This is a genomic window from Streptomyces albus subsp. albus (genome assembly GCF_000719865.1).
In the GTDB taxonomy this organism is placed as follows: domain Bacteria; phylum Actinomycetota; class Actinomycetes; order Streptomycetales; family Streptomycetaceae; genus Streptomyces; species Streptomyces albus_E.
In genome coordinates, this window is sequence record NZ_JOID01000016.1 from 248,862 (window position 1) to 267,509 (window position 18,648).

An 18,648-nucleotide genomic window follows, 5' to 3' on the forward strand; every position below is an offset into this window, starting at 1 on the left:
GTCAGGCGGGCACGGCGTCGAGGACGGGGATCAAGTGCTCCTCCTCGTAGTCCAGATGGCCTTCGAGTTCCGCGGTGAGGCGGTCGAACTCGGGGAGGAGCGCCGCCGGGTCCGTGTCCCCGGCGGAGACGAGACCCCGGAGGGCTTCCAGGAGCGCCGCGATCCGCTCGTGTTCCCGGTGCAGACGCTCCACCACCGGGGCCAGCTCCGGCTGCTGCGCGGCGATGGCCGGGAGCATCCCGGCGTCCTCCTTGGTGTGGTGGCCGTGCAGGTTCTGGCAGAACGTCAGGCAGTTGACGCGGAGCTGTGCGCCGAGGGCGCCGGGCCCCGAGCCGGCCAGCTCCTCGCGGATCACGGCGAGTTCACGGCGGAACGCGTCGTGGATGAGCTTGAGGGCCGCGCCCATGGAGGACGCCTTCGTGCGCGGCGGACCGGGGACGGCGGTCAGGGCGACGACCGGCAGGGTGCGTCCCGCCCGGGCCTGGTAGTCGGCCCAGCCCGGTTCGGCCTCGGCGGCCCGGGCGAAGAGCCGGTCCCGTTCGGCGCCCTCCAGGACGGCCGCCTCCGCTTCGTAGGTGAAGACGCCGTCCTCGACGGTGACGCGGGGCTGCGCCAGCACGTTGCGGTACCAGTCCGGGTGCTTCGGCGAGCCGCCGGCCGAGGCGATGACCAGCGTGCGCTCGCCGTCGGGCAGGCAGCCCAGCGGGGTGGTGTGCGGCTTGCCGGTCCGTGCGCCGGTGGTGGTCAGCAGGATGAGCCGGGCGCCCTCGAACGGGCCGCCGACGCGGCCGCCGTTGGCGCGGAACTCCTCGATGATCCGCTGGTTGAAGTCGTTCGGCATGCTGTGGTGTGTCTCCGGTTCTCCGGCGGGCGTCCGGGCCGGGCCGTCGGCGGGCGGGACGCATCGGTGTGCGTCCGGCGCCGGCGGGCGGGGCGAACGCGCCGGGTGAGTTCGTGTGGGTGGTGAAGAGTGAGCGGTGGAGGCCGCCCGGCCGTACGGGCAGGCGGCGGGGCCTCCCGGCGAGGGCGCGGCCGCCGTGCGGCACGGCGGGGCGCTCGAAGGGCGGGAGGGCGCACCGTTCGGACGGTGCGGAGAAGCGGGCGGCGGCGCGGAACGCGCGTACCGACGCCGGTGCTCGGCGGGCGCGGAACGTGGCATGCGCTCGCAGGCGGTATGCGCTCGTCCTACGCGGTGTGCGCTGGTGCGCGGCGGCCGCCGGGCGGGAGCGGGCGGCGGGCCCCTGGCCCGCCCCGGTCTCACCTCGCGGCCGGGCGCCTCACTCGTGTGTGGCCCATGGCCGACCCGGCAGTCACGCACCGCAGTCTTCCCGAAGCGGCTCCGCGGAGGCAACGCTTCCGGGTGAACTCCCCGATTCTGTACGGCATTTCCGTACGGCGCCGGTCATCGCGGCGGAGAGGCGCGTGGCGGGCCCGCAACCCTGGGCGCGGGGGCTGTACGAGGCGCTGGATGCGGCGCGGTGGTGCGGGGCGCGGGACGGCGGGCCGGCAGACGCACCGGGCGGACCGGCCGCCCCGGCGCGTCACGGGTGGACGGGCCCGGCCCGCGGCTGACGGCGCAGAGCACACGCGGACGGCGGTCCGCACGGCTCCCCCGGGGTGAGGGACCGTGCGGACCGCCGTCCGTGTCGGTGCTGCCCGGGCCGCGCCGGGCCGGGGTCAGGAGCGGTTCTTGAAGTACTCCCGCGCCTCCGGCAGTTCGTGCACGTCCTCGACGAGCACCGAGCCGCCCGTCTTCTTCGGGTCCGGCTTGGAGATGTACGAGGCGTACGTCGCGGGCTGCGAGGCGTCGCTGAAGTCCTGCGTCACGCCGAAGCCCTTGTGCTCGCTCTGCGCGCGGTGCGCCTTGACCAGGCCCTCACGGGTGAGGTCCTTGGCCTCGCAGGCCGCGCGCAGGTCCGCGTCGAGCACATTGACCGCGCTGTAGCCGGAGAGGGTGCCGGAGTCGACCAGCTCCTTCGGGTACTTCTTCTGGTAGTCGGCGACCATCTTCTCCAGGTCCGGCAGGTCGTGGCTGACCGGCGGGGTGGCGCTGACGATGTGCAGCATCTTCTCCAGGGCCGGGCCGGCCGGGGTCTTCAGCAGCTGCGGGGCGTAGCCCGGGGCACTGGTGACGACCGGGACGGTGAAGCCCTTGGCGGCGGAGACGCCGACGAGCGAGGCGGTCTGGGTGGGTCCGGCGCTGATGAGGACCGCCTTGACCTTGGCCGCGCGCAGGGCGGAGACCTGGGCCGACAGATCGGTGTCGGTCGGCTTGATCTTCTGCTCGACGACGGTCAGGCCCCGCTCCTTCGCGGCGGCCTTGGCGCCCTCCAGGGCGCTCTGCCCGTAGTCGCCCTCGAAGAAGACGTGACCGATCTTGTCGCCCTTCTTCACCCCGCCCTCGCGGCTGAGGAAGTCCACGGCGTTGATCATGTCGATGTCGTAGGTGGTGCCCATCACCTGGATGGCGTCCTCACCGAGCAGGGAGGCGGCCCAGGCCTGCGGGAAGGTGAGGATCTTGTCCTTCGCGACGGAGTCCTTGAGCGCGGCGACCACCGGCGAGCCGATCACCTGCGGCAGGGCGAGGACGTCGGGCGAGACCTCGGTGTAGGCGGAGCGGGCCTTCTGCACGTCGTAGCCGTGGTCCTTCACCACGATCTCGATCTTGCGGTCGCAGATGCCACCGTTCTTGTTCACGTCGTCGGCCCACATCTTCTGGGCCTGGACGATGCTCTTGCCGAGGGTGGCGTACGGACCGCTGAGGTCGGTCAGCGCGGCCAGCTTGATGGTCTTCTCGGTGACGCCCGGGCCGGTCTTGACCCCGTCCGCGCCGGCCTTGCCGCCGTCGGATTCCTGCGCCTTGGTGCTGCAGCCGGTCCCGGCGAGGGCCAGGGCGACGACCGCCGCCGCGACGGCGGCTCTCTTGCTGTGCTTCATGAGGTGGGCTCCTGGGTTTCGTTGGTGGTGCGGGGACGGACGCCGGCACGGAAGCGGCGGAGCTTGCCGCTGTGCAGCAGGCCGCTCAGCCCGCCGGGGGCGCGGAGGAGGATGAGGACGATGGCCGCGCCGTAGAGGTAGCGGGCGGCGTCTGCGGGGCCGACGGCGTTTCCGGGGGCTCCAGGGGCTTCGATCAGCGGTAGCTGATCGGCGTAGCGGGCGATGACCAGCGGCAGGGCGCTGACGAAGAGCGCGCCGACGGCGGCGCCTCCGACCGAGCCGAGGCCGCCGATCACGATCATGGCGAGATAGTCGATGGAGAGCGCCAGACCGAAGTAGTCGGGCACCACGGTCTGGGAGATCAGAGCGATCAGCGCGCCGGCGAGACCGGCGTACATCGAGGAGACGATGAAGGCGCCGGAGCGGTAGCGGGCCACGGGCACGCCCAGCACGGCGGCGGCCACCTCGCTGTCGCGCACGGCGGTGAGCGCCCGGCCGGAGCGGCCGCGCAGCAGGTTGTGCGCGGTCCACCAGGCGAGGGCGAGCAGCGCCAGGGCCAGGTACCAGAGGCGCTCGGTGGCGCCGAAGGGGACGCCGAGCACGGCCAGATACGGATCGCTGCCCGTGAAGGAGAAGCCGAGGATCTCCATGGGCGGTACGGAGCGGCCGTTGAAGCCGCCGGTGACCGGCTCGGCGTTGAGCATCACGTGGTGGCCGAGGAAGACCAGGGCGAGGGTGGCCACGCCCAGGTACATGCCGCGCAGCCGGCCGGCGATGGGACTGAACAGGCCGCCCGCGACGCCGGTCAGGGCGACGGCGAGGACGAGCGCGAGCAGCGGCGGGAGCCCGGGGCCGGGGTCGCCGCCGAGCCAGGCGTAGCCGTAGGCGCCGACGGCGAGGAAGAAGGCGTGGCCCAGGGAGAGCTGGCCGGTGCTGCCGGTCAGCAGGTTGAGGCCGATGGCGCCGATGGCGGCGGCCATGGCGAACAGGCCGATCTGGAGCCAGGCGGCGTCGAGGTAGAAGGGGAGGGCGCAGAGGAGGAGGGCCGCGGCGAGGGGGAGGGCGCGGGCGGGGGTGATCCGCCGGCGGGGCGGGGCGGTGCCGGCCGCGGGGGCCTTGCCCTCGCCGTGGCCGTCACCCGCACCGTCGCCGTCACCGCTGCCGCTGCCGTCGCGGGCCGGGCCGGGTGCGGGTCCGCTCCCGGACTCGGACCCGGACGCGGACGCGGACGCGGACACGGGCTCGGTAACGGTGCCGGCGCGCGGGCGGGGGCCGGTCTCCGCCGGGGTGGACTCGGCGTGCTCGCCAGGGGCGACGGGGTCGGCGGCGGTCGCTTCGTGCTTGTCGGTGGTGCGGTCAGACACGGACGGTCTCCTTCGTACCGAGCAGCCCGGTCGGGCGGAACATGAGGACCAGCACCATCACCGCGTACGGCGCGACGTCGCTGAACCCGGAGCCCAGGGCGGAGAGTTCCGTCTGGTAGCCGGCGCAGAGGGCCTCGGTGACGCCGATGAGCAGCGAGCCGAGCAGCGCGCCCGTCGGTGAGGTCATGCCGCCGAGCACGGCGGCCGGGAAGGCGGCCAGGGCGATGTGCCCGGTGGTGCGCTCCAGTCCGGGGGACGGGAAGGCCGTCAGGAAGACCGCCGCGATCGCGGCCAGGGCCCCGGCGAGACACCAGGCGAGCATCCGGATGCGTTCCAGGCGGATGCCCATGAGGGCGGCGGCCTCCCGGTCCTCGGCGGCGGCGCGCAGCGACAGGCCCCAGGAGGTGAAGCGGAAGACGGCGAACACGGCGCCGATGACGACGACGGCGGCGGCGATCGAGGCCAGCCGGCTCTGCGCGACGGTGACGCCCGCGAACTCGACGGTGCCGTTGCCCCAGGGGTCGCCGAGGCTCAGCAGGTCGCCGCCGATCCGGCGGGCCAGGTCCGTCATCAGGACGATGTCCACACCGATGGTGATGATCGTCAGGGTGTGCGCGGCGTGCGGGTCCGTGTTGCGCAGCAGCAGCCGTTCGATGGCGGCGGCCACGGCGGCCGTGGCGATGACGGCGACGGCGAGCGCGGCGGCGAAGCCGAGGTGTTCGTGCAGGACGGCGGTGAGGTAGCCGCCGAGCAGCAGCAGCGATCCGTGGCCGAAGTTGAAGACGGCGGAGGCCTTGAAGATGATGACGAAGCCCAGGGAGACCAGGGCGTACACCGAGCCGAGGGCGAGCCCGTTCAGCACGATTTCCGCGGCCGTGCTCATGCGGGGTGCTCCTCTTCCTGTCGTTCCTGTGAGTCCGGGCCGGCAGCCGGCCCGGACTCCGGGTCGGGATCCGGGTCGGGGTCGGGGACCTCTTCCTTTCCGGTGCCGAGGTAGGCCCGGAGCACGGCGGGGTCGTGGCGGACCTCGTCGGGGGTGCCGCCGGCGATGCGGCGGCCGAAGTCGAGCACCGTCACGGCGTCGGCGAGCCGCATGACCAGGCCCATGTCGTGTTCGACGATGAGCACGGACAGGCCGAGTTCCTCCCGTACGGCCCGGACGGTCTCGGCGGTGCGGAGCCGCTCGGTGCCGTTCATCCCGGCCACCGGCTCGTCGAGGAGCAGCAGCCGCGGCTCCAGGCAGAGGGCGCGCGCCATCTCGACCCGCTTGCGGTCCCCGTACGAGAGCAGGGCCACCGGGGTGTCGAACAGCCGCCCGAGGCCGACGAGTTCGGCGATCTCCCGGGCCCGTTCCCGGTGCACCCGCTGCTCCCGCACGGCCGAGGGCAGCCGCAGGGCGGTCGCGGCGAAGCCGGCCCGGGTGAGGACGTGGCGTCCCAGCATGAGGTTGTCGGCGACCGTGCCGGCGGTCATCACGATGTTCTGGAAGGTGCGGGCGATGCCGAGGGCGGCGATCCTGTGCGGCCGGAGCCGGGTCAGCTCGTGCTCGCCGAAGCGGACGCTGCCGCTCGCCGGGCGGCAGACGCCGGAGAGGACGTTGAAACAGGTCGACTTGCCGGCGCCGTTGGGCCCGATGAGGGCGTGGATGCTGCCGGGCTCGACGGTGAAGCCGACGCCGTCCAGGGCGGTCAGTCCGGCGAACCGCACCGTGACGTCCTCGACGCGCAGCGGGGGTGTGACCGTGCCCTCGGCGCCGGTGGAGCCGTCGGTCTTCCCGGCGGCCGCCGTGCCCGTGCCGTACCGCGTCCGCGTCATGCCGCTCACCGGCCCTTCTCCGCGCCCGCCGTGACGGGCTCCTGCCGGGGTGTCTCCTCGCCGAGGTAGAGCCGCCGCACCTCGTCGGTGCGGGCCAGCTCGGCGGCGGGTCCGGAGAGCCGGACCTCACCGACCTCCAGCACGTAGGCGTGCGAGGCGAGTTCGAGCGCCATGGCCGCGTTCTGTTCGACGAGGAGCACGGACGTGCCCTGCCGGTTGATCTCTGTGATGACCTCGCCGATCCGCGCCACCATCTGCGGTGCCAGGCCGAGCGACGGCTCGTCCAGGAGCAGCAGCTTGGGGGCGGCCATCAGGGCGCGGCCGATGGCGAGCATCTGCTGCTCGCCGCCGGAGAGCAGCCCGGCCCGCTGGCCCGTGCGCTCGGCGAGGCGGGGGAAGAGCCCGAAGACCCGGTCGCGGGCGGCGCCGTCGCGGCGGGAGCGGTGCAGCCCGAGGCCGCCGGCGCGCAGGTTCTCGTCGACGGTCAGCGCGCCGAAGACCCGGCGCCCCTCCGGCACCTGGACGACTCCGGCCCGCACGGCCGTCACCGGGTCCGAGCCGTTCAGCGCGCGTCCCGCGTACTCCACGCGGCCGGCGGTGATCGCGCCGCGGTGCATCCGCAGGGTGCCGGAGACCGTGCGCAGCAGGGTGCTCTTCCCGGCGCCGTTGGCGCCGAGCAGGGCGACGACGCCGCCGGCGGGAACGGTGAGGGTCACGCCCCGCAGAGCGCGGACGGACTGTCCGTAGGACACGTCGAGGTCCTGTATGTGCAGGGCCTCGGGAGAGAGGTCGGGCATGAATTCTCCTCGGGGTCCGCGCGGGGGCGGTTCGGGGGAAGTGACGGATACGACAACACGGCGCCGGAGGCGGGTACAGGTCAGCCGGGCAGGTCGGGTCCCGTTCCCAAGGGCCGCCCGTGCGCGTTGTGCGTCCGCCCAGGGGGGAAGTCCAGCGGGCCGCGGCGTTCCGTGAGGTGCCAGGAGGGAAGCCGCTCGCCGGAGCGGTCGGCCGGGGCGGTGCGGGAGCCGCCGTCCGCGGGGCCGGCCGTGGTGCCGCCGCCCCCGTCTCCGTAGCCGCCGTCGCCGTCGTCCTCGCCGGACGCTCCGTCGCCGTCGCGCGGCGGTTCGGGGCGGGAGAGGACGGAGCCGAGCCACCCGAGGAGGAAGCCGGCCGGGATGGTGACGATGCCGGGCGTCTGGAGCGGGAACCACGCGAAGTCGCGGTCCGGGAAGAGCGAGACCGGCAGCCCGGAGACGCCGGGGCAGAAGACGGTCAGCACGGTCAGCAGCGCCGTCGTGCCGTAGAGGCAGGCGTACATGCCGCCGGTGGTGAAGCCGCGCCAGAAGAACGTGTAGAGGAGGGTCGGCAGCAGCGCGGAGGCGGCGACGCCGAAGGTGTAGACGATCAGCACATGGGCGTTCCAGCCCTGGGCGGGGATCGCCAGCAGCACCGCCGTGGTGCCGACGCCGAGGACGGCCCAGCGCGCGTACCGGACCTCGCGGCCGCGGGACAGCCGGCCCCGGAACGCGGTCCGGGCGATGAGGTCGTGGGCGACGGTGGTGGCCGCGGCGAGGGTGATGCCGACGACGGCGGCGAGGACGGTCACGAAGACGGCGCAGGCCACGACGGCGAAGAGCAGGCTCTGGTCGGCGGCGCGCGCCCCGCTGTCCAGCACCCGGGTGAGCGCGAGGAGGGCGGTGCCGCCGGTGTGGTCCTGCCGGTACAGCTCCTTCCCGCCGACCAGGGCGGCGGCGCCGAAGCCGAGCACCACGATGGTCACCAGGAATCCGGCGACGGTGCCGACGGCCCACCGCATGGACTTGCGCGCGGCCTCCGCCCCGCGGTGGGTGTAGAGCCGCATCATCACGTGCGGCATGCAGGCCACGCCGAGAACGAGGGTGAGGTCCAGGCTGAGCAGTTCCACCCGGCCCCGGAGGGAGTCGCCGAACTGGGTACCGGTCGTCCAGTAGGCGTCCCCGGCGCCGCTGTTGCGGGCGGCGGCGGTCATCAGCCGGAACGGGTTCCAGCCGAAGCGGTGCAGGACCATCGCGGCGAGCGCGGTGGTCACCAGGGTCACCACCACGATCTTCAGGATCTGGACGAGCCCGGTGCCGCGCATCCCGCCGAAGGCGACGTAGCCGACCATGAGCAGGCCGACGAAGACCGTGCTGATGGTGGTGGCGGCCTCGCCGGGCAGGTTGAGCAGGGTGCTCATCATCGTTCCGGCGGCGGCGAGCTGCACCAGCAGGATCGGGAAGGTGACGATCAGCGTGATCAGCGCGATGGCGATCCGCGAGGGCCGCTCCCGCAGCCTCCGGGCCAGGATGTCGCCGAGCGTGTAGTGCCGCGGCCCCTCGGCCAGCGGCTCGGCCAGCCGCAGCTTCAGCAGGTAGAGCGAGAGCACGGTGGCTGCGGCGCTGAGCAGGCCGTCGGCGCCGGTGAGGGCGATCGCCCCGGTGGTGGTGAGCACGGTGGCGGCGGAGATGTAGTCACCGGCGATGGCCAGCCCGTTCTGCGCGGGGCTCATGCTGCCGCTGCCCGTGTAGAACTGGGCGGGTTCGTCGGTGTCGGTGGCCGCGAGCACGCAGAGGAGGAACGAAATGGCGACGCAGGCCGAGAAGATCACATAGGCCAGCGTTCCGGCGTCGAGGATGGCGGAGGCGGAAGTCACCCGCGTCACGACAGCAGCGCGTCCGGCGGTCGTACAGGCGGTGACCGCACCTCGGTGACCGGGCCCAAGCCCGCCGCGCACGGACTGTGCCCCGTCACACCTTGCGCCACCGCGCGGTTACGGAACGGCTGTGCGGGCCGCTGTACGGGGCCACCGCGCGGGCCGCCGGTGTGCCGGACGGGGCGGGCCGGGCACCGGGGTGGCGGGTGGCGGGCCGTGGCCCGGCCGCATTCCCTGGCGGGCCCACCGGGCGAGCGGACAACGAGCGTCGCCGGGCGAGCGCCGGACAGCGGGGCACCGGGTCGCGGAGGTGCCGGCGGCGGAGCCCCCGGCGGAGCCCGGGGCCACGACGCCGGAACGGGCGGGTCTCAGACCCGGAGCAGGCGGCGGGCCGTCAGGGCCAGGGACAGTTCGACCACGTCCTGCGGGCTGGCGAGGGAGCTTCCGGTGAGCTGCTCGTAGCGGCGCAGCCGGTTGAGGACCGTGTTGCGGTGGCAGAACAGCCGGGCCGCGGCGCGCACGGCCGAGCCCTCGGCGGACAGCCACACGGTCAGCGTGTCCAGCATGATGTCCCGGTCGGAGGGCTCCAGTCCGAGGACGGGCCCCAGGACGCGGTCGGTGAGCGCGGCCCCGAGCTCCGGGGAGGAGATGACCAGCGCGGCGGGCAGATGCTCCTCCAGCACCGCCACATCGCCGTCACCGGCGGCGCAGCGCAGCGCGTTGGCGGCCAGTCTGCGCGCGTCCCCCACGGCGGCGAGGCCCTCGACCGCGGAGCTGATTCCGGCCCGGCCGCCCGGGGGCGGTTTGATCCGGGCGGCGAGCCCGGCCGGGCCGCCGTCACCGAGGAGGACGATGCCGTGGTCGGCGTCGGCCCCGGTGTGCCAGACGACGCGCATCCCGTCCGGGACGGACGGCGGCTCCCCTCCCCCGTACGCGGCCCGCCGGCCGCCGGTGACCACGACGACGGCGTACCGGCCGTCCTCGGGGAGGCCGAGGGCTGCGGCCACCTCGGGCAGGTCGGAGATGCGGGTGGTGCCGTCGAGCAGGGCCCCGGTCATCAGCCGGTGGCGGTTCTCGCGGCGCCAGGTCAGCTCGCGTTCGACCTGGCGGTAGGCGTCCGACACCAGTCCGCAGTGCTCGTCGACGAAGTTCCACACGTCGGCGGCCACATGGACGAGGAGGTGCGCGTCGTCCGGGTTGCGTTCGCCCGCCGCCTCGACGAGGCCCTGCCAGACGACGGAGCCGCCCAGCCGGAAGGCGTGCAGCACCGCGTCGAGCGGCATGCCCTGCTCGGCGCGCTCGGCCCCGATCCGCCACGAGCACTGGCGGGCCGACTCGCGGGACTCCTTGGGGCGCAGCAGGGAGCCGACGTTGTGCCGGAGGGAGCCGTGCACCTCCTGCCACAGCTCGTCCGGGTCCGTGGTGGGGGCGCGGTAGGCGGGTTCCTGCTCACGGAGCAGGGCGACGACACGGTCGGTCAGCAGGGGGAGCTGGTCGATGAGCACACGGGCGGCCCGGTGCAGCACGGTGACCGCTTCGGCGCTCGCCCGGGACCGGACCGGCTCGTCGGCCGCGGGCAGTCCCGGCAGGGCCCGCACTCGGGCCCGTACGACTGGGTGCATCTCGGTCCTCCACGGGTGCGGGGGCCTGGGCGGGGGCGTGCCGTTGCCGGCGGCGCGCCCCCGGTGGTGTTTCCGGGGTGGTGCGTCCTCTTACTCCAAGGACATACCGTCCGGTCGGTCATTCGTCCATACCCGTGGCGGCAACCGTGTCCGCATTGCGGCCCGGCCGCGAGGCCGCCGCGCTCCGTGGCAGCGGTACGGACCGGCCCGGCCCCACCCCTGCCCCACCCCTGTGAGCTGCGGCGGAGCCGGCCGCCGGCCGGGCCGGCGCCGCCCCGGCGCCGGGGCCGCGGGCCCGTCCTCCCGGATACGTTTCCGGTCACGGCCGTGCAACCGCCTCGGACCGCGCCGCTGGGCCCGGCCCGGCCGGCTTCGCCTCGGAGCCCGGGCCGCCGGCCCGTCCCCCCGGGGACGACTCCGATCACAGCCGCACCGCTCCCGACCGCGCCACGAAGCCCGCTCCCGCGACCCCCGCCTCGACGCCCCGGCCACCGGCCCGTCCCCCGGGAGCGGCGCCGATCACAGCCGCACCGCTCCCGGCCCCGCCGCGAAGCCCGCTCCCGCGACCCCCACCTCGACGCCCCGGCCGCCGGCCCGTCTCCCGGGAGCGGCTCCGGTCACGGCCGTGCCACCGCTTCCGGCCGCGCCGCGAAGCCCGCTCCGGACGCCGGAGTACCGGCTCCCGGTCCGGCCGCGGTTCCGGCTCCCGGCCCGGCCGCGGCGAGCAGCCGGGGCAGTTCCACCCGGGACCTGATGCCGAGCGCGGCGAACACATTGCGCAGATGGTGGTCCACGGTGCGCGGGCTCACGGACAGCCGGAGCGCCACCTCCCGGTTGGTCGCCCCTTCTGCCACGCAGCGCGCGATCCGCAATTGCTGCGGGGTGAGGAGCCCGGCGACGGCGGGGGCCTCGGCGGCCCGGCCGGCCTCGCCGGTGGCCCGCAGCTCGGCCCGTGTCTGGTCGGCCCAGGCTCCGGCACCGCACCGTTCGAAGGCCACGAGGGCGTCGCGCAGATGATCCCGGGCCGCACCCGGGCGGCGCTTGCGGCGGAGCATCTTGCCGCGCAGCAGCTGGGTACGGGCCCGCTCGAAATCGCCGTCGGCCAGGTCGTGCAGTTCCAGGGCCCGGGCGAAGAGGGCGTCGGCCCCGGCCACCGGACAGCCGTTCCCGGTCCCGGCCGTCCCGGCCACCCCTGTCGTCCTCACGGCACCGGCCCTCGCCCAGCCGACGGAGCCGAACACCCCTGCCTCCCCGCCCGCCGGGGCGCCCGCCGGGACCGCGCGACGCGCGGTGCTGCCGGGCTCGCCCGCCGCCGCGTGGTCCACGGCCAGCAGCGCGCGGCAGCGGGCGAGCTGGGCGGGAGCCAGCGGGTCGGCCGTGTGCGCGGTCCAGATCTCGAACTCCGGCAGCACGGCCCGCGCCGCCTCCGGCTCCCCCGCCAGCACCGCGGCCTCGACCAGATCCGGCGCGGCGAGCATGCGGAGCGCGAGATGCCCGCGCCCGGGGCCGGTGCCCACGAGCGGGCGCAGCCGCACCAGGGCCTCGCGGGGCAGGCCCCGGCCGAGGTCCGCGCGGGCCAGCGACCACGCGGCCAGCGTGGCGGCCACTCCGAGGCCGTGCGGCCCCGCGTTCTCGCCCACCGCCCGCGCGTGCTCCTCGCAGGCGGCGGCGTCACCGCGGACGGCAGCGGCCATGGCCAGGGCCGCGTGGTGGTGCGCGGCGCAGTTCCGCTGGCCCGCCCGGCTCGCGGCCTTCAGCCCTTCCAGGGCGTGGGCGTGGGCGCGGGTGTGGCGGCCGGCTCGCAGCTCCGCGTAGACTAGGTGCTCCAGGGCCTGCGGTACCAGGGTGTCGAGTCCCCGGACGCGGGCGAGGGCCAGGGCACGGGTGTTGATCTCACAGGCGGCGACGACCTCGCCGAGCACCAGGGCCGCCACTCCGGCGCGGATGAGGCTCTCGTAGTCCTCGGCGCCCCGGCCCAGCGTGATCACCCGGCGCAGCGGTTCCGTCCCGTCGGTGAACCGGCCGCTCATCACCGCGCGCATGCCCGCGCAGTAGGCGTCGAGCAGAGCGCTCCCGGCCGGACCGTACGGATCCGGTCCACGCCCGGACGCCACCGCCGACGCACCCCTGTCACCGGCCGCCGGGCCGGCCACCCTTCCCGCACGGCCGATGACGGCACCGCCGCTGCCGAGGCCGTCGCCAAGGCCGCCTTCGCCGTCGGCACGGGCGCCGTCACCCTCGCCGTCGCCGTCGTCGTCACCGGCGGCCGTGCGGCCCGAGGTGGTCAGGGCCGTGGCCCGGCCGATGTCGGAGAGGTAGCCGGTCACATCGCCGTCCGCCCAGGCGGCCTCCGCCGCGTGCAGCAGGGCCTGGCGTGCGGCCGGCCCGTCGTGTGGTTCCAGCAGACGGGCCGCGTGCAGCAGGACCTCGCGGGCGTCCGTGACGACGCCGTCGCGCAATTCGAGGATGCCGCGCACCAGTTCGGCCCGTCCCCGTACGGCCTCCCGGGCGGGCAGTTCACGGCCCGCCGCGAGCAGGGAGCGCGCCCGGTGCGGCCGTCCCGAGAGCCAGGCGTGCTCGGCGGCGGCGGCGAGCCGGCCGACCCGGGCGTCGGTGGAGACGGTGAGTTCCGCGGCCCTGGCCAGTGCGGCGGCCAGTTCACCGTGGGCGTGGGACGCGCCCGGGGCGGCGGCCGCCGCGGCGGCGAGCCGGTCGGCCAGTTCCGGGTCCGGCCGCTCGGTGGCGGCCGCGCGGTGCCGCAGGGCCCGCAGCCGGTACGCCTCGCCGCGCGCGTCCAGCACCTCGGCGAGCAGCGCGTGCGCGGCGCGGCGCCGAGCGAGCGGTTCGCTGTCGAAGGCGGCGCGGCGCAGCGTCGGATGGGCAAAGCGGACGCGGTCCCCCTCGGTCCGTACGACACCGGCCGCCTCGGCGGGCTCCAGTCCTGCCCCGGCCAGCCCGGCCCGGATCGCGACGCTCAGCAGCAGATCGGCGCCGATGCCGTCCGCCGTGCCCGCGCACGCGTGCGCGGCCGCGGCCAGCAGGAGCAGCAGCCGGGTGTCGGGCGGCAGGGCCCGGAGCCGCGCGGCGCCGTCGCGCAGCAGCGGGCCGTCGGCGGGCAGCGGCTCCGGCAGCGGAGCGGCCCCGGTCAGCTGGGCGGGAGTCAGTCCGGCCACCAGGTCGGTGAGGAGACTGGGGTTGCCGCAGCCCTCGTGCAGCAGCGCCTCCCGTACGGCCGGCGCGGCGTCACCGGGCAGCAGGTCGTCGAGCAGGGCCAGGGCGTCGGGCTCGGTCAGCGGTGCCAGGGTCCGGACCGGTATCCCGGCGAACTCCGCCTCTCCGGCGTGACCTTGCGGAACGCTCAGCAGCAGAGCCACGGGCGGGCCTCCGTCGAGGCGGCGCGCGGCGAAGCCCAGGACGGCGCGTGAGCCGGGGTCGAGCAGATGGGCGTCGTCGACGCAGACGAGGACCGGTCCGCGGCGCGCCAGCTCACCGAGCCGGACGAGGAACGCGTCCGCCACGGCGCCGGTACCGGAGCCGACTCCCTCGTCCGCTGCGGCGCCCGTGTCCGCGCCGGAGCCCGCACCGCTGTCCGCGCCCGTGCCGCCGTCCGCGCTGCCGTCGGTGCCCGTGCCGGCGTCCGCGCGTGGGCCGGCCGGCCGGTCGGCGGGGAGCCCGAGATCGTGTGTCCCGGGCGCTTCGGTCGTCGTCTCCGGCGGCGCGGCGGGGCACGGCTCGGCCGCGCCCGGCCGTCCGGCGCACGGGGCCGGGGCAGGGGCGCCGCCCGCCGGGGCCGGGCCCCCGTCGCGACGGGCCGCCGCACGCCGCCGGAAGCCGGCGTCACCCGCGCACTCCGTGCCGGGGAGTCCGGCCGCAGCCCCCGCCGTGTCCCGGGCAACTGCCGTACGGCGCCCGGCCGCTGTGTCCCGGGCGGTCACCGCGTCACATCCGGCGGCCGCCGCCTCCCGCGCCGCGGCCGTGTCGGGGACGGGCGCATTCCCGGGCCCGGCCGGCCGGGCGAGGCGCAGGGCCTCGGCCAGTGGCGCGGTGCGCGGTGTGGTCGCGGGCAGCCGGGCCGGTGCCGGGGTCAGCAGGGCGTGCAGGCCGCTGTAGGGGATGTGCCGCTCCGCGGCCACCGCACGGATACGGAGTACCACCGTGGCCGTAGGCCTGGGGGCGTGCCCCGGCGCATGCCTCGGCGCATGCCCCGGCGTGAGGCCCGGCGTGAGGCCCGGAGCGGACCGCGTCGCCGCCCCCGAGGCGTGCGCCGCCGCCCGCTCCAGCAGGGCGCTGCGGCCGAGCCCCGGCTCGCCCACGAGCAGCAGGGCCCCGCCCGCGCCTCTGTGCGCCGCTTCCAGGAGGGCGCCCAGGGCCCGGAGTTCGGCTTGCCGTCCGTACAGGCGACGCGGCGGTCGCCCCGGTGCCGGTGCCCTGCCGCCGTGCTGTTGGTCCACCGATCTCATCAGGAACTCCTCGTGTGAATCCCCCCGGTGTGGATCCCCCGGTGTACAACCCCCCTGGACCGGAGGGTCGTTCGTCCGCTCTCCCGCTCGCGCCCGCCCCTCCGGGCGTCCGTCGCCGGCCGCCGTCCTCCCACAGGGCGGCCTCCGGCGCGGCGGTCCGGGCGGGGCCTCCCCCGGGGGCACTCGGGCCAGGGCCCGGTCCGTCCCCTCGCCCCGCGGCCCCGTGGTGCCGCGGCCCGTCGGCGCGCGGCCCCTCACCGCGCGGCCCGTGACTCCCGTCAGTCCGGCAGCATCACCGCCCGACCCGCCGTCGTCCCGTCCGCGAGCCGCTGCAGACCGTCCGCGACCTCCGGCAGCCGCAGCCGTTCCCCGAGCAGCGGGGACACCACGCCCCGGTCGGCGAGCGCCGTCAGTTCCCGGTGCGCCCGCAGCACTTCGGGGCGGCTGCGCCGGGCGTACAGGCCCCAGTGCAGACCCAGGATGGTGTAGTTGCCAAGCAGGGCCCGGCTGAGGTTCGGCCGGGGGACGACGCCGCTGGCGAAGCCCACCACCACGATCCGCCCCTCGAAGGCCATGCAGCGCGCCGAACCGCTGTACGCGGTGCCGCCCACCGGGTCGTAGACGACGTCCGCGCCGCGCCCGGCGGTGACCTCCAGGGCGACGTCGGCGAAGTCCTCGCGGTGCCGGTCCACCACCACGTCCGCGCCCAGCTCGCGGGCGAGTCCGGCTTTCTCGGGGCCGCCCACGACCCCGATGACGGTGGCCCCGGCCGCCTTGCCGAGCTGGACGGCGGCGCTGCCCACACCGCCCGCCGCGGCGTGCACCAGCAGCGTCTCCCCCGGCTGCAGCGCGGCCCGCCGGTGCAGCCCGAACCAGCCGGTCTGGTAACTGATGTAGAAGGCCGCGGCCGCCGTGTCGTCGAGGGCGGCCGGGGCGGGGAGGGCGGAGTCGGCCTCCATGAGCGTCCGTTCGGCGAAGGCGCCGTGCGGCAGCGCGGACAGCCCGATGACCCGTTCACCGACGGCCGGGGTGGTCACGCCCTCACCGGTCCCGATCACCTCACCGCAGACCTCCAGGCCGGGCGTGAACGGCAGTGGCGGCTTGAGCTGGTACTGCCCGCGGCACAGCAGGGCGTCGGGGAAGTTGACCGCCGCCGCGAGCACCCGGACGAGGATCCGGCCGGGGCCCGGCACCGGATCGTCGACGTCCTCCAGACTCAGCGCGGCGACGGGTTCCCCCGGTTCGTGGACCTGCCAGGCACGCAAGGGCCCTCCTCGTATGGCCGGATCGGGCCGCCACGACACCACGGGCCCGGAACGGCGGTCCATGGCCGGGAACGAGATCGGGGCGGGCTCCCAGCAGCGGTACGCGCCCCGTTGTGCGCGCCCACAGCGAGGGCGTGCCGGGCCCGGCGAGCGCCCCTGATCCGCCACCGGCCGCTCGGCGTCCCGTCCGGTGGCCCGACCGGCGCCCCCTCCGCGCCGGGGAACGGACGACGGCCCGCCCGCCCTCTGGGCCGCCGTCCAGAACGGTCAACTCCGGGCTGTGCTCCGGCACAAGGCACTCGCCGCGCCGCGCCGCACCCGGTTACGGTCGGCTCGGCCGGCGCCCCGACCGTGTCGGGCGCCCCGGACCGCCGCCCGGCGGCACACCGGGCCGGGCACAGTCCACGACCGCGTCCGCACAGCCGCCCACGCGGCCCCGCGGGGCCGTCGGGCCGGCGGCCCCGGACACCGACACGACGGGACAACGGGATGACACAGCAGGCACCGCCGGGCAGCGCAGGACCGGCAGGCCCGGAGGAGCACCCGCGCGGAACCGCCCACCGGTTCACGGCCGCAGACGGCACACCGCTCACCTACCACGTCTACGGGACGGACACCGCCACCCCGGGCACCCCGCCCGTGGTGCTGCACCACGGCTTCGTCGCCGACACCTTCGTCAACTGGGTGGCACCGGGCATCGCCGGCGCGCTCACCGCCCGGGGCCACCGCGTCGTGGGCCTCGACGCCCGCGGCCACGGGCGGTCCGGCAAGCCGCACGACCCGGCCGCCTACGGCGAGGCCGCGATGGCCCGCGACCTCCGCCAGCTGTTCGACGTCCTGGGCGCCGACCGGGTCCACCTCGCCGGCTACTCGATGGGCGCCGTCGTCTCCCTGCTCGCGGCCGTCGAGGACGAGCGCGTGACCCGTCTGGTGGTGGGCGGCGTGGGGGCCGGTGTCGTGGAGGTCGGCGGTCTGGACACCCGGGCCCTGCCGCCGGGTTCGGTGATCGCCGCGCTCACCGCGGAGGATCCGTCCACCGTGCCGGCGGAGGCCGCCGGCTTCCGCGCTCTGGCGGACGCGGTCGGCGCGGACCGCGCGGCCCTCGCCGCCCACGCCGCCGCCGTCCACCGGGCAGCGCTGCCGCTGAGCGCGATCACGGCCTCTACTCTGGTGATCGCCGGAGACGAGGACCCGCTGGCCGTACGGCCGGCGGTGCTGGCGGACGCCATACCGGGCGCCCGGCTGCACACCGTCCCCGGAGACCACCTCACCGCCGTCCGCGACCCCGGATTCGTCTCGGCCCTCACCGGCTTCCTCGCCGGGGACCGGCCCGGTCCGGCCGGGCGGCGGGTCGGTGTGGACGGCCGCTGAACGGCCGGATGGAATAAGACGGACAGATGTGACACCCAGAGCCCAGGAGGCAGCCAGTGGCGGACCGGACGGAAAACCGGATCGTGGTCGGAGTGGACGGCTCGGAGCCCTCCCGGGAGGCCCTGCGCTGGGCCGTACGGCAGGCCGAGCTCACCGGCGCCGAAGTCGACGCCATCATGTCCTGGGAGTGGCCCGGCTATGTCACCTGGGGCGGGATGATGCCGCCGGCCGCCCCCACCGACGCCACCCTGGAGGAGAGCGCGCAGCAGACCCTGCTCACCACCATCGAGGAGACGGTCGGGAAGGAACCGCCGGTACGCGTCCGCGCGCTCACGCAGGCGGGCGGACCGGTGCAGGTGCTCCTGGAGGCGGCGCGGGGCGCGTCGCTCCTGGTGGTCGGCAGCCGCGGACTGGGCGGCTTCAAGGGCGCGCTGCTCGGTTCGGTGAGCCAGCACGTCACCCATCACGCACCGTGCACGGTCGTGATCGTACGGGCGCCCTCGGACGACCGGGAGAGCTGAGTTCCGCGCGCGTCCCGTCCCCGGCATTCCGGCGGGGACGGGACGCCGGTGAATCGGTGACCGATCACCGGTGACGGCCTCGCAGGATTCCCCGGAATCCGGAAAACTAACGGGAAAGCGGCCGTGTGTACGGGAACCTCGCGGGCACAAGCTTCCATGGAGGTTGATAAACATGGTTCCGCTTCTACTCGTTCTGCTCCTGGCCCTGATCCTTTTCGGGGCGGGATTCGCACTCGAAGCACTGTGGTGGATCGCGGTCATCGTGCTGGTTCTCTGGCTCGTCGGCTTCTTCGTCCGGCCCGCGGGCGCGGGCGGCAAGCGAGGCCGCTGGTACCGCTGGTAGAACCGGGGTCCACCTCGGCTGAGAAGAATCAGGGGATTGGCTCAGGGGCCGACCGGAATTCCGGTCGGCCCCTCTTTCTTTCGCCTCTCTCAGTCTTTTTTTCTCCCTCAGTCTCCCGGTCTCCTTTCGCGTCTCCTTCCGCTCCGAAGCCTGCGACGCCTCCCACGCCTGCGCCGTCTTCTCCGAGGTCTTCACCGGAACGGCAGAGCCGTTCCCCGGGGAACGGGGGAAAGGCGGGTTCCAGGACGCAAGGCCGCCGCGGGCTGATGTGGCGCACAA

The 18,648-nt window shown here is 75.5% G+C and carries 13 protein-coding genes; 3 read left to right on the forward strand and 10 right to left on the reverse strand.

Translation table 11 applies throughout. The features are described 5' to 3' along the window. Position 1: 1 nt before the first annotated feature. The 10 genes from IF83_RS0118475 to IF83_RS0118525 all read right to left on the reverse strand — a co-directional run bounded on the left by IF83_RS0118475 (position 2) and on the right by IF83_RS0118525 (position 16,134). A complete protein-coding gene (locus IF83_RS0118475; protein WP_030545480.1) occupies positions 2-841 on the reverse strand; it encodes a nitroreductase/quinone reductase family protein in 840 nt (279 codons plus the stop codon). An 836-nt stretch (positions 842-1,677) separates the two neighbouring features. Beyond that, positions 1,678-2,937 (reverse strand): ABC transporter substrate-binding protein, encoded by a 1,260-nt coding sequence (locus IF83_RS0118480; RefSeq protein ID WP_030545482.1) that lies wholly within the window; start codon positions 2,935-2,937, stop codon positions 1,678-1,680. Further along, on the reverse strand, positions 2,934-4,016 hold the full coding sequence (locus IF83_RS0118485) for a branched-chain amino acid ABC transporter permease (protein ID WP_051722928.1): 1,083 nt from the start codon (positions 4,014-4,016) through the stop codon (positions 2,934-2,936). The genes IF83_RS0118480 and IF83_RS0118485 overlap by 4 nt, the downstream gene beginning before the upstream one ends. Positions 4,017-4,293: 277 nt before the next feature. Then, positions 4,294-5,184, reverse strand: coding sequence for a branched-chain amino acid ABC transporter permease (locus tag IF83_RS0118490; RefSeq protein ID WP_030545486.1), 891 nt, complete (start codon positions 5,182-5,184; stop codon positions 4,294-4,296). Next, positions 5,181-6,116 (reverse strand): ABC transporter ATP-binding protein, encoded by a 936-nt coding sequence (locus IF83_RS0118495; protein WP_078843613.1) that lies wholly within the window; start codon positions 6,114-6,116, stop codon positions 5,181-5,183. Before IF83_RS0118495 ends, IF83_RS0118490 begins: the two co-directional genes overlap by 4 nt. Before the next feature lie 5 nt (positions 6,117-6,121). After that, the gene (locus IF83_RS0118500) at positions 6,122-6,913 is read right to left on the reverse strand and encodes an ABC transporter ATP-binding protein (RefSeq protein WP_030545489.1); all 792 of its coding nucleotides are present in this window, start codon (positions 6,911-6,913) and stop codon (positions 6,122-6,124) included. Positions 6,914-6,993: 80 nt separating this feature from the next. Further along, the gene (locus IF83_RS0118505) at positions 6,994-8,787 is read right to left on the reverse strand and encodes a sodium/solute symporter (protein ID WP_158711064.1); all 1,794 of its coding nucleotides are present in this window, start codon (positions 8,785-8,787) and stop codon (positions 6,994-6,996) included. A 368-nt stretch (positions 8,788-9,155) separates the two neighbouring features. Beyond that, positions 9,156-10,409, reverse strand: coding sequence for a PucR family transcriptional regulator (locus IF83_RS0118510; RefSeq protein ID WP_030545494.1), 1,254 nt, complete (start codon positions 10,407-10,409; stop codon positions 9,156-9,158). A 617-nt stretch (positions 10,410-11,026) separates the two neighbouring features. Further along, positions 11,027-14,869: a helix-turn-helix transcriptional regulator gene (locus IF83_RS33235; protein ID WP_107046801.1), complete on the reverse strand. Its 3,843-nt coding sequence runs from the start codon at positions 14,867-14,869 to the stop codon at positions 11,027-11,029. Between the two features lie 278 nt (positions 14,870-15,147). Then, complete coding sequence (locus IF83_RS0118525; protein WP_030545499.1) at positions 15,148-16,134, reverse strand: NADPH:quinone oxidoreductase family protein; 987 nt, start codon at positions 16,132-16,134, stop codon at positions 15,148-15,150. A 489-nt stretch (positions 16,135-16,623) separates the two neighbouring features. Between IF83_RS0118525 and IF83_RS0118530 the strand changes: the two genes are divergently transcribed. The 3 genes from IF83_RS0118530 (at position 16,624) to IF83_RS0118540 (ending at position 18,369) form a co-directional block, all read left to right on the forward strand. Beyond that, positions 16,624-17,505: an alpha/beta fold hydrolase gene (locus IF83_RS0118530; RefSeq protein WP_078843591.1), complete on the forward strand. Its 882-nt coding sequence runs from the start codon at positions 16,624-16,626 to the stop codon at positions 17,503-17,505. A 56-nt stretch (positions 17,506-17,561) separates the two neighbouring features. Then, positions 17,562-18,026 carry a universal stress protein gene (locus tag IF83_RS0118535; protein WP_030545503.1) on the forward strand — a complete coding sequence of 155 codons (465 nt, stop codon included), beginning with the start codon at positions 17,562-17,564 and terminating at the stop codon, positions 18,024-18,026. A 172-nt stretch (positions 18,027-18,198) separates the two neighbouring features. Further along, on the forward strand, positions 18,199-18,369 hold the full coding sequence (locus IF83_RS0118540; protein ID WP_030545505.1) for a DUF5670 family protein: 171 nt from the start codon (positions 18,199-18,201) through the stop codon (positions 18,367-18,369). Positions 18,370-18,648: the final 279 nt, after the last annotated feature.

Bases quoted from the DNA above. Each gene is read 5' to 3' on its own strand.
- IF83_RS0118475 (WP_030545480.1), bottom strand. From the start codon at position 841: ATGCCGAACGACTTCAACCAGCGGATCATCGAGGAGTTCCGCGCCAAC.
- IF83_RS0118480 (WP_030545482.1), bottom strand. From the start codon at position 2,937: ATGAAGCACAGCAAGAGAGCCGCCGTCGCGGCGGCGGTCGTCGCCCTG.
- IF83_RS0118490 (WP_030545486.1), bottom strand. From the start codon at position 5,184: ATGAGCACGGCCGCGGAAATCGTGCTGAACGGGCTCGCCCTCGGCTCG.
- IF83_RS0118495 (WP_078843613.1), bottom strand. From the start codon at position 6,116: ATGACGCGGACGCGGTACGGCACGGGCACGGCGGCCGCCGGGAAGACC.
- IF83_RS0118500 (WP_030545489.1), bottom strand. From the start codon at position 6,913: ATGCCCGACCTCTCTCCCGAGGCCCTGCACATACAGGACCTCGACGTG.
- IF83_RS0118510 (WP_030545494.1), bottom strand. From the start codon at position 10,409: ATGCACCCAGTCGTACGGGCCCGAGTGCGGGCCCTGCCGGGACTGCCC.
- IF83_RS33235 (WP_107046801.1), bottom strand. From the start codon at position 14,869: ATGAGATCGGTGGACCAACAGCACGGCGGCAGGGCACCGGCACCGGGG.
- IF83_RS0118530 (WP_078843591.1), top strand. From the start codon at position 16,624: ATGACACAGCAGGCACCGCCGGGCAGCGCAGGACCGGCAGGCCCGGAG.
- IF83_RS0118540 (WP_030545505.1), top strand. From the start codon at position 18,199: ATGGTTCCGCTTCTACTCGTTCTGCTCCTGGCCCTGATCCTTTTCGGG.